This window comes from Amycolatopsis sp. NPDC051061 (assembly GCF_040682935.1).
Classification (GTDB): domain Bacteria; phylum Actinomycetota; class Actinomycetes; order Mycobacteriales; family Pseudonocardiaceae; genus Amycolatopsis.
The window spans coordinates 21149-31582 of record NZ_JBFBBZ010000015.1 but is presented as its reverse complement, the minus strand read 5'-3'; the positions used below and the strand labels follow the sequence as shown (position 1 = coordinate 31582).

The following is a 10434-nucleotide window of genomic DNA, read 5'->3' as shown; positions in this document are numbered from 1 at the left end:
GCTTGTGGGGTGTGTGTGTCAACTTTTTTTACCCCATGTTCCCCCCCCCCCGACGGCGTCAGCCGTGGGTCCACTTCTGGGCCGCGCTCTGGTTGCAGTCGTAGATCTGCAGTTGGGTGCCGTCGGTCGTCGTGCTGCCCGGGTCGTCGAGGCACCGGCCCGACTGCGGGTTCACCAGCGAGCCGCCGGTGCCCGCCTGCCACTTCTGGGCGCCGGAGGAGTTGCACTGCCACAGCTGGACCACCGTGCCGTTGGCCGTGCCGCTGTTGCTCACGTCCAGGCAGCCGCCCTGGGCCTGCAGCGACCCGTCGGAAGCCGAGAACCACTTCTGGGCGCCGCTCGAGTTGCACGTGTACAGCTGCACGTGCGTCCCGTTCGCCGTGCCGCTCTGCGCCACGTCCGCGCACTTGCCCGCCAGCCCCGAGGTCAGCGGACCCAGGTGCGGCAGCGTCCCGTCGTACGACGGCGGCGGGTTCGACGCCGCCCACGACGTGTTCGCCGACGTCCCCAGAGTGAACGCGAGAGTCCCGCCCGACGTGAGAGCCGACGTCGGCGCGTACGCGTTGTTCCACGCCGAGCCGTTCCAGGAAGCGCTTTGGACGTACGGCGCGTTGTCCGCCGCCGCCGGCGCGTTCACCGTCAGCGTGTTGCCGCTCGGGAGCGTCACCACCGCCTGCGTGAACAGCGGGCTGCCCAACGCGAGGTCCGCCGTCCCCGGCGTCATCGGATAAAAGCCCAGTGCGGAGAACACGTACCACGCGCTCATCGCGCCGAGGTCGTCGTTGCCGGCCAGCCCACCCGGCGCGTCGGTCCAGATCTGGTCCTGGACCTGCCGCACGACCTTCTGCGTCTTGTACGGCTGCCCGACGTAGTCGTACTCCCACGGCAGCTCCAGGCTCGGCTCGTTGCCGAGGTCGGCCTGCGAACCGCCGCTGCCGTGGAAGCCGGCCAGCACGCTGTCGAGGTAGCTGATCAGCGACGCGTTGCCGCCGCGCGCGGCGGCGAGGCCGGCCACGTTGAACGGCACCATGCCGGTGTACTGCCACGACGTGCCTTCGACGAAGTTCGAGCCGCTCGCCGGGTTGAAGCCGCCGGTCCAGCCGCCGCCCGCGTCCTTGGGCTGCATGAAGCCGCTGGCGGGGTTGAAGGTGTTCTTCCAGTTCTGCGCCCGGCCGGCGTAGAAGGCCTGGTTCGCCGTGTCCCCGAGTGCCCCGGCGAACGCCGAGAGCGCGAAGTCCGCCGTGTCGTATTCGAGCTGCGTCGAGACCGGGCCGTAGAAGTTGCAGCACTGGTAGGTGCCGTTGGCCGGCAGGTAGCCCGGCGCGTTCGTCGCGTTGAGGCCCGGCCGGACGTTGTTCAGCACGCTCGCTTCGTGCAGCATCGCTTGCAAGGCCGCCGTGGTGTCGAAGTTCCGGGCCCCGAAGGCGTAGTAGCTCGCGAGGATCGCCGTGCCGGGATCGCCGACCATCACGTAGGTTTCGCCGTTGTTCTGCGACCACTTGGGCAGCCCGCCGCCCTGGGCGTAGTCGGCGATCATCGACTGCGCGATGTCGCTCGTTTGCGCCGGTGCCAGCAACGCCGAGAGTTGCGCCTGCGTGCGGTAGATGTCCCAGCCGGAGAAGTTGGCGTAGTGCGCCGAGTGTCCACTCGCGACGGTGTGCACCTGGTTGTCGAACCCGATGTACTGGCCGTTGCGATCGGAGAACACGTTCGGGTGCACCAGCGAGTGGTACAGCGCGGTGTAGAAGACGCGCTGCTGCGCCGCGGTGCCGCCGGCGACCTGGATCCGGCCCAGCAGCTGGTTCCAGCCGTCGTGCGCGGCCTGCTTGGTCGCGGCGAAGTCGAACGCCGGGATGTCGGCCGCGCGGTTCGCGACCGCGTTGGCCACCGAGACGTAGGAGATGCCGACCTTGGCCTGCACCGTGCGGTTGGTGGTCGTGTCGAACCGGACGTACGCGCTGCCCGGCCCGGCGTCCGGCGCGGCCGGCGCGGCTTCGGCGGCCGCTGAGCCGTGCAGCTTGCCCGGCGAAGCCTTGGGAGTCACCGCGGTGGCCGCGGCGGTGCCGCTGCTGCTGAACGCGCGGTCGAAGACGACGTCGAAGTAGAGCGTGTAGGTGAATCCGGCGCCGCAGAAGTGCCCGGAGGTGACCGAACCGGACACTTCGGTCGGACTGACGACCGTCCACGTCTGGTTCGAGGTGCCGTTCTGGCTGCCGTTGAGCTTGAACTGCAGGTTCGCCTGCGACGTCGACGGGAACGTGAACCGGCCGATCCCCGACCGCAGCGCCGCGGTCAGCTCGGTGTTCACGCCGTTGCCGAGGTTCACCGAGTAGGCCCCGGGGCTCGCGGATTCGTTGCTGTGACTGAAGGACACGGCCGCGCCGGTGTTCACCGCGCCGACCGTCGGCAGGATCGGGACGTCGCCGTCGGCGCCGCAGCCCGGGCCGGACAGGTGCGTCAGGCTGAACCCGGTGATGGACGAGTCCTTGTACTCGTACCCGCCGCCGTCGGGACGGCTGGGCGTGTCGGGACTCCACTGGACCATGCCGAACGGGACGTCGGCGCCGGGGAAGTCGTCGGCGGCGTTGGAAGTGCCGATGAAGGGGTTCACCAGGGACGCCGGGTCGGTGACCAGCTGCGCCGCGGATGCGGGTACGGGGATCAGTCCGGCCAGGGCCAGGACGGTGGCGGCGGAAAGCCGCAGGAGGGTACGCAAAGCCATGTCACTTGTCCTTCGCCATTGAGCACAAGTTCAGCCACTGCGTTCCGGAACGGTCCTCGCGGGCTGACACCGTTGTCAACGGTCCGTGGTGATCCTGTCGCGTTCCGGACACGGCCGGGTGAAGCCGATGACTTTTCCCGGCCCCCGTCGTCAGTACTGAAGTCCGCGAACCGGCCCAAAGGAGACATCGTGGCGAAACTGCTCTACGGCTTCAGCTGCTCGGTCGACGGCTTCATCGCCGGCCCCGGCGGCGACATGTCCTGGCTGACCCCGTACCTCGGCCCGGACCCGGTGGTCGACGAGCTGATCCCGGAGATCGGCTCGCTGCTCGTCGGGCGCCGGACGTTCGGCGGCGACGACCCGCACCGCGGCACCGAAGGCGAGGGCAAGGCCTTCGGCGGCGGCTGGGAGGGCCCGCAGGTCGTGCTCACCCACCGCCCCGCGGCGCCGGCGCCGGGCGTCACGTTCGTCGACAACCTTGTCGGCGCGGTCGCCGCGGCGAAGGAGGCGGCCGGCGAGAAGTACGTCAACGTCCTCGGCGCCGACGTCGCCCGGCAGTGCCTGGAAGCCGGCCTGCTCGACGAGATCCTCGCGATGCCCGTCCCGGTGCTGCTGGGCGACGGGGTCCGGATGTTCGACCAGCCGGGCGGAAAGCCCGTCGGACTCGAACTCCTGCGGCCGAACTGGTACCGGATGGTCCGCTAGGGCCGCAGCCCGAACGACGGCCGGCCCACCAGCTTTGGCAGCACCGCGTGGGCGTCACCGATCCAGTCGCACAGCCGGGCGCGGGTCTCGCGCGGGTCGATGACGTCCTCCACCGAAAACCGCTCCGCCGTGCGGAACGGCGAGCGCACGGCGTCCAAGCGGGCGCGGATCTCCTCGATCCGGGCCTCCCGGTCGTCGGCGGCGTCGAGTTCCGCGCGGTAGGCCGCTTCGATGCCACCCTCGACCGGCAGGGAACCCCAGTCGCCGGACGGCCACGCCCAGCGGCGGACCAGCCGGTGCCGGTTGACCTGGCCCGCGCCGCCGACGCCGAACACGCGCCGCACGATCACCTCGGCCATCGGCACCCGCGCCTGGTAGACCGCGGTCACCGCGCGGGCGCCGTGGCGGATCGCGCCCGCGCGTTCGGCGGCCGCGCCGATCACCATGCCCGCCTGGTCGGTCAGGGACACCAGCGGCAGGTGGAAGGTCTCGCAGAGGTCGACGAGCCGCGTCATGACGTCGGCGCCTTCCGGCGTCAGCGTCGCGCCGCGGTACGGGTCGGTGGCCAGCACACCCACTGGGTGACCGTTCAGGCGCGCCAGTCCCGCGTAGGCCGAGCCACCCGACACGGCGTAGTCGAACACCGAGCCTTCGTCGAAGACGCCGTCGAGCAGGGGCCGCAACCGGTAGGGGTGACGCCGGTTGCGCGGCACCAGCGACAGCAGGGCCTCGTCGCGGCGGTCCACCGGGTCCGAAGTGGACCCGACCGGCGGCAGCGAGTCCACTGAGGACGGTAAGTACGACAGGAACTGCCTGAGCAAAGCGAAAGCTTCGGCCTCCGACGCCACGATCCGGTCGACCGCGCCGCTGCGCCGGTGGACGTCGGCGCCGCCCAGCTCCTCCTTGGTGAGGTCCTCCCCCGTCGCGTGCTTCACCACCGGCGGCCCGGCGACGAACAGCTGCCCGGCCCCTTCGACGAGGACGTTCAGGTGCGACATGACCGCCCGCGCGGCGCCGAGCCCGGCGACCGGGCCGAGGCAGAGCGCGACCACCGGGACCGTCGAGAGGTTGTCCACCACGAGGTCCCAGCCCGGGTTGACCGGGACGTAGGTGAACCCGTGCTGCTCCAGCATCTTGACGCTGCCGCCGCCCCCGGTGCCCTCGATCAGCCGCACCATCGGCAGCCCCAGCTCGTTGGCCAGGCGCTCGGCGTGGACCTGCTTCTCCATGATCGCGGCGTCGGCGGCACCACCGCGGACGGTGAAGTCGTCGCCGCCGATGGCCACTCGGCGGCCGTCGAGCTTCGCGGTCCCGATGACGAAGTTGGCCGGGGTGAACGACGCCAGCGATCCGTCCACATAGGATGCCGTGCCGGCGAGGGCCCCGATCTCGTCGAAGCTGCCGGGATCGACGAGGGCGGCGATCCGCTCGCGGACCGTCGAGCGCCCGGCGGCGTGCTGGCGCGCCACCTTCTCCGGCCCGCCCATGCGCTCGGCCAGCTCGCGCCGCCGCGCGATCTCGTCGACCTCCGGCTGCCAGTTCATTCGGCTCCAGTGGCCCCGTCGATGGCCGCTTCGACCTTGCGCTGCAGCTTGTTCATCCCGCCGAGCCAGCGGTCGGTCTGCGTCGCGCGGGCCGCGTAGTAGTCCGCGACCTCGGGGTGCGGCAGCACGAGGAACCGCTTCTCGTCGATGGCCGTGAACAGCGCGTCCGCGACCTGCTCGGGCTCGATCGCCGACGCGGCCATGAGCAGCTGGCCCGCGGTGCCGGTGCTCTCGAGCATCGCCGTGCGCACCCCCTGCGGGCAGATGGCCTGCACGGTGATGCCGCGGTGCTGGTAGGTCGCCGCCAGGTACTCGGCGAACGCCAGGGCGCCGTGCTTGGTCACCGAGTACGGCGCCGAGCCGAGGCTGGTCAGCAGGCCGGCGGCGGAAACCGTCGCGATGAAGTGCCCCTTGCCGCGCTCGAGCCACGCCGGGAGCAGCTGGTTCGCCGCGCGGACGTGCGCCATGACGTTGACTTCCCAGGTGCGCGCCCAGACGTCTTCGGGGCTTTCGGGACCGCCGAAGGGCGCGATGCCCGCGTTGGCGCAGAAGACGTCGATCTCGCCGAGAGTCTCGCGCGCGGCCGAGATCAGCTTCGCGACGCCGTCGACGCTCGCGACGTCACCCGCGAACGCCGTCCCCTTGATCTCGGCGGCGACTTCGGCGGCCTTGTCGCCGTCGAGGTCGGCCACGACGACCTGGGCTCCGTCGGCGGCGAAGCGGCGGGCCAGCGCGGCACCGATGCCCCCGCCGCCCCCGGTGACGACGACGCCGGTCACAGGCCACCGCCCAGGGTCACGCCGCCGTCGAGGACCATCGTCTGGCCGGTGATCCAGCTCGCGTCGTCGGACAGCAGGAACGCGACGGCGCCGGCGATGTCGGCCGGCACGCCGAGGCGCTTCATCGGGTAGGCCGACGAGACCTCCTCTTCGCGGCCCTCGTAGAGCGCGGTGGCGAACTTGGTCTTGACGACGGCGGGCGCGACGGCGTTGACGCGGATCTTCGGCCCCAGCTCGGCGCCGAGCTCGACGGTCAGCCGGATCAGCGCGGCCTTGCTGACGCCGTACATGCCGATGCCGGGCGACGCGCCGAGACCGGCGACGGAGGCGACGTTGACGACGGCACCGCCGTGCTCCCCCATCCACGCGTCGCGGGCGCGCTTGGTCCAGCCGAGCGGCGCGAGGACGTTGACGCCGAGGATCTTCGCCGCGGCGGCGGGGTCGATGTCGAGGGTGGGCCCGTAGACGGGGTTGATGCCGGTGTTGTTGACCAGGTAGTCGAGCCGGCCGAAGGTCTCGATCGTCTTCGCGATCGCGGCGTCCTGGTGGTCGGTGTCGTCGGACTTGCCGGGCACGAACATGGCGACGTCCGGTCCGCCGAGGGAGTTGACGGCTTCCTCGAGGGCCTCGGGCTTGCGCGCGGTGATGCACACCTTGGCCCCGCGCTCGACGAGCGTCTTCGCGATCCCGAGGCCGATGCCCCGGCTGGCCCCGGTGACGATCGCGACGCGATCCTTGAACGAGTTCACAGCGGTGTGTCTCCTTCGCGGTGTGGTACCCGGCACATGCTAAGCGGTCGGTCAGGTGCTCATTATGCGCGATGCGGCCATCCTCTCAACCCGGCCCGCGTCACACCGCCCGGCAATGGGCGGAACGCCGCACCTCACCGGGAGGGATCCGAAAGTCGGGCGGACAGCGCCGCGGCAACCGGCCGAGCGTCCACCGCGGCCCGGGGAAGGATCACGCCGCCACCTCGGGGGATTCCGCTCACCGGCACCCTCCACCGGCGGCCATCGCCCCCGGAAAGGTCCGCGTTAGCGTGATCCACGCCACAAGGATTTCGCTGCCCCGGAACCCCATACTTGCTCCGGCGTCGCGAGCGATCCGGGAGGGGTCGCCGCCGCTGAATCCTTGGGGGGACTCATGATCCGCAGATCGCCGAAGCACGTCCGGAGAGCCGTTTCGGCCGTCGCCGCCGTGGGGGCCGCGATGACCGTCGCGGCCGGGCCCGCCGCCGCGGTGGCCGGGGGCACCGACGTCACCTCCGCGAGCGAGCCGTACCTGGCGTCGGTCCGGGTGGGCACCCCGGACACGCCCGGCGGCCGCGCCTGCTCGGGCGCGTTGGTGGCGCCGCAGTGGGTCATCACGGCCGCGAGCTGCTTCGGCGCCACGGCCGCCGGTGACTTCCGGATCCCGGCGGCCACGCCGGCGGCCGAAGTGACCGTGCTCGGGAAGTTCCCCGTGGCCGGCACCCGGGTCGTCGCCCCCGGCGGGCGAGATGTCGCGCTCGTCAAGCTGGCGTACAAGATCACCACCGTCCAGCCGGTGCCGCTGGGCGAGACGCCGCCGGCGGCGGGCGCCGCCACGGTCGCGTCGGGCTTCGGCCGGACCGGCGACCAGTGGATCCCGGACCTGCCGCACTCCGCCGGGTTCACCGTGTCCGGCAGTGCCGCGACGACCCTGGCGCTCTCCGGTTCCGGGGACACCTGCAAGGGCGACGCCGGCGGCCCGGTGCTCACGGCGGCCCACGAGCTGGCCGGCGTCGCCAGCGCCTCCTGGCAGCACGGCTGCTACGGCGAGACCACCACCCGGCAGGGGTCCACCGCGACCCGGACCGACGACCTCGCCGGCTGGGTCCGCTACCAGGTCGACCCGTTCAACTCGTGGTACTTCCTGCCCGGCGCCGGCACCGTCGTCACCCGGGCCGCGACGACCACCGCGCGGGCGGCGGCCGTGTCCGGGCACTCCGGGTCGCTCACCGGCAAGGCGGCGAGCGACCTGATCACCCGGCGCTCCCGGGACGGCGTGCTCTTCGCCTACGAAAACCGGCTCAACCCCACGGTGGACGAGGAGACGTACCAGCCCGGCACGCCGATCGGCACCGGCTGGAACATCTACAACCTCCTGCAGCAGGCCGATCTCAACGGCGACGGCATCGCCGACGTGCTCGCCCGCGACGCCGACGGCGCCCTCTGGGGCTACCTCGGCACCGGCAAGATCGACGGCACGACCGGCACCCTGAAGGCGCGGGTCCTGATCGGGGAACGGGGCTGGAACGCCTACCGCGCGATCTTCGCCGCCGACACCAACGGCGACCGGAAGGCCGAGGTGTTCGGGGTCGCCGCCGGCACCGATCCCGCGCAGCTCGACCTGTGGGGCTACCCCAACAACGGGTTCAACGGCCTGTCGACGCTGGCCGCGCGAACCAAGGTCGCCACGGGCGAAAAGGAGATCGTCCCCAGCGGGTTCGCCGATTTCACCGGGGACGGCAAGGCCGACCTGTTCCTCGTCACCGACTACGCGAGCGGGTCGAACGACCTCGGCGTGCTCGACCAGTACGCGAACGGCACCGACGCCGACGGGACGCCCCGGCAGCCGGTCACCTACAAGGTGGGTGCCGGCTGGACCCCGGCGCAGCGGATCGCCCTCGGCGACGTCAACGGCGACGGGCACCCGGACGTCATCGGCACGACTGCGGTCGGCGCCCTGAACGCCTACGTCCACACCGGGACGTTCGTCCGAGCGCCGGGCCAGGGAGCGCAGACGTTCTCCGCGCCCGCCCGGATCGGCACGGCGGCCTGGGACACGATGGACATCATCACCTGACCGTCCGAGACACGAAGACGGGCGGGGTGCGGCTTTCGCCGCACCCCGCCCGCGCGTGCCCGCGCTACCGGGCCTTGTTCTCCGTCTTGCCCTTGCCCGCGGCCGCGTGACCGTTGGCGCCGCCGTCGACCGGCTTCGGCGCCGCGGCCGGCTTGGGCGCGGCGGCCGGAGCGGCCGCCGGTGCCGCCGGCTTCGCGGGCGTCGGCGGGACCGCCTGGTCCGCCGGCGTCACGACCTTGTCCGCCGGTACCGGAGCCTTCTCCTCGGTCTCCTCCACCAGCGGGTTCGACCGCTTGACCTGCACCACGGCCACGACCGCGGCGGCCACCGCGCCGAGGGCCAGCAGCCACGGCCAGCGGGCCCGGCGGGAACGGTCCCCGCGCGCCACGCTCTTCGCTTCCTCCAGCGCCACGGCCAGGTCACGCTTCGCCGTCGCGACGGCCTTGCGCCGCTTGCGGTTCGACTCGCCCGTCGAGCCCGCCACGGTCGCGATCGCCTGGGCCGCCTTGCGGCCGGGGTCGCGCATCTTCACCGCGCGAGCCACCACCTCGTCACGCGCGGCGACCGAGTGCTTCAGCACGTCCCGGCGCGAAGACCGGGTGCTCTTGTCGAAGTCCTTGGTCGCCGAGCGGCCGACCTTGGCGAGCTCGTCCGCGCCTTCCGTCAGCTTCCGGTCGGTGATCTCCACCGCCCGCGCGGCCGCGGCCGCGCCCACCCGTGCCGCCTCGGCGGCGAGATCCCGAACGCCGGCCGCTGCCGTCTTCACCGATCGCCCGACCGGAGCATCGCCCTGGCTCATGTGATCACCTCTCACTAGTCCCGCAGGCAGGGCCTGCTCAGCCTCACACCACCGGGCTACCCACCAATCGGCCTTTCGGAACCTCCGACCACCCGTCGGTGTCGGTCAGGCCCGCACGTCGGGCAGGCTCTTGCCACGCTGGAGGCGCCACGCGTCGCCGGATTCGGCGTCGTCGGTGGAGCTGCTCAGCTCGGCCCACTTCGCGTCGGTGTCGACGCGGTGCCGCCACGCCTCGCGGCCGTACTCGTAAGCGTCGCTGCCCGCCAGCAGGCGCAGCGGCGGCTCGTCGAGGCCCGCGACCGTGAGCACCAGGTCGGCGACCTTCCGCGGGTCGCTGTTCGCGTGCCGCTCGAAGTCGGCCATCGCGCGGGCCGACGCGCCGACCGTCGCCTCGTACGGCTCGCTGATCGGCGGCGTGGCCATCGAGGAGCCGCCCCAGTCGGTGCGCATGCCCCCGGGCTCGAGGACCGTGATCTTGATGCCCAGCGGCGCGACCTCGGCGGCGAGCGCCTCGCTGAACCCGCCGACGGCCCATTTCGCCGACTGGTACGCCGTCATCCCGGGGCTGCCGACGCGGCCGCCGACGGACGAGATCTGGATGATCCGGCCGCCACCTTGCCCGCGCAGCACCGGAACCGCGGCCTTGGTGACGTACACCGTGCCGAGGAAGTTCGTCTCGATCTGCCGGCGGAAGACGTCGAGCGTCATGTCCTCCAGGGAGGCCCGGTCGCCCTGGCCGGCGTTGTTGACCACGACGTCGATCCGGCCGAACGCGGCGACGCCGGCGGCCACCGCGGCTTCGGCGGCCGCGGCGTCGGTGACGTCGAGCGGCTCGACGTGGACGCGGTCGCCGTAGCGGGCCACGAGGTCGTCCAGGGTCCGCGGGTCCCGGGCGGTCGCGACGACGCGGTGCCCGGCGGCGAGGGCCCGCTCGGCGATCTGCCGGCCGAGCCCGCGCGACGAACCGGTCACGAAAAACACTGAACTCATCGGAAGCTCCTTAGTAACGCAATGACTTTGCGTTAACTCGAACATAACTCCGCCTCCGCGTTGAGTCAA

At 72.0% G+C, this 10434-nt stretch carries 8 protein-coding genes; 2 read left to right on the top strand and 6 right to left on the bottom strand.

Annotation, left to right across the window (positions count from 1 at the left end; genetic code table 11):
- Positions 1-58: 58 nt before the first annotated feature.
- Positions 59-2722, bottom strand: coding sequence for a lectin (locus AB0N03_RS21420; RefSeq protein WP_364374302.1), 2664 nt, complete (start codon positions 2720-2722; stop codon positions 59-61).
- A 189-nt stretch (positions 2723-2911) separates the two neighbouring features.
- Between AB0N03_RS21420 and AB0N03_RS21415 the strand changes: the two genes are divergently transcribed.
- Entirely contained in the window at positions 2912-3427 is a 516-nt protein-coding gene (locus AB0N03_RS21415; protein WP_364374299.1) for a dihydrofolate reductase family protein, read from the top strand.
- Here the strand turns inward: AB0N03_RS21415 and AB0N03_RS21410 are convergent.
- Genes AB0N03_RS21410 through AB0N03_RS21400 form a run of 3 tightly spaced genes read right to left on the bottom strand, consistent with a single transcriptional unit; the run spans position 3424 to position 6499 of the window.
- Positions 3424-4971, bottom strand: a complete 1548-nt coding sequence (locus AB0N03_RS21410; protein WP_364374296.1) for a carboxyl transferase domain-containing protein — start codon at positions 4969-4971, stop codon at positions 3424-3426. The two genes, AB0N03_RS21415 and AB0N03_RS21410, sit on opposite strands and share 4 nt — an antisense overlap.
- A complete protein-coding gene (locus tag AB0N03_RS21405) occupies positions 4968-5750 on the bottom strand; it encodes an SDR family oxidoreductase (RefSeq protein ID WP_364374293.1) in 783 nt (260 codons plus the stop codon). Before AB0N03_RS21405 ends, AB0N03_RS21410 begins: the two co-directional genes overlap by 4 nt.
- Complete coding sequence (locus AB0N03_RS21400; protein ID WP_364374291.1) at positions 5747-6499, bottom strand: SDR family oxidoreductase; 753 nt, start codon at positions 6497-6499, stop codon at positions 5747-5749. Before AB0N03_RS21400 ends, AB0N03_RS21405 begins: the two co-directional genes overlap by 4 nt.
- A 394-nt stretch (positions 6500-6893) precedes the next feature.
- On the opposite strand from AB0N03_RS21400, the gene AB0N03_RS21395 reads away from it, so the two are divergent.
- Complete coding sequence (locus tag AB0N03_RS21395; protein ID WP_364374288.1) at positions 6894-8576, top strand: trypsin-like serine protease; 1683 nt, start codon at positions 6894-6896, stop codon at positions 8574-8576.
- A gap of 64 nt (positions 8577-8640) precedes the next feature.
- On the opposite strand, the gene AB0N03_RS21390 is transcribed toward AB0N03_RS21395, so the two are convergent.
- Both AB0N03_RS21390 and AB0N03_RS21385 read right to left on the bottom strand, forming a co-directional pair.
- Positions 8641-9375: a hypothetical protein gene (locus AB0N03_RS21390; protein ID WP_364374285.1), complete on the bottom strand. Its 735-nt coding sequence runs from the start codon at positions 9373-9375 to the stop codon at positions 8641-8643.
- 105 nt (positions 9376-9480) lie between these two features.
- The gene (locus AB0N03_RS21385) at positions 9481-10365 is read right to left on the bottom strand and encodes an SDR family NAD(P)-dependent oxidoreductase (protein WP_364374282.1); all 885 of its coding nucleotides are present in this window, start codon (positions 10363-10365) and stop codon (positions 9481-9483) included.
- Between the last annotated feature and the right edge of the window lie 69 nt (positions 10366-10434).

Excerpts from the sequence above, each read along its gene's own strand:
- AB0N03_RS21420 (WP_364374302.1), bottom strand. The coding sequence starts at position 2,722 with ATGGCTTTGCGTACCCTCCTGCGGCTTTCCGCCGCCACCGTCCTGGCC.
- AB0N03_RS21410 (WP_364374296.1), bottom strand. The coding sequence starts at position 4,971 with ATGAACTGGCAGCCGGAGGTCGACGAGATCGCGCGGCGGCGCGAGCTG.
- AB0N03_RS21395 (WP_364374288.1), top strand. The coding sequence starts at position 6,894 with ATGATCCGCAGATCGCCGAAGCACGTCCGGAGAGCCGTTTCGGCCGTC.
- AB0N03_RS21390 (WP_364374285.1), bottom strand. The coding sequence starts at position 9,375 with ATGAGCCAGGGCGATGCTCCGGTCGGGCGATCGGTGAAGACGGCAGCG.
- AB0N03_RS21385 (WP_364374282.1), bottom strand. The coding sequence starts at position 10,365 with ATGAGTTCAGTGTTTTTCGTGACCGGTTCGTCGCGCGGGCTCGGCCGG.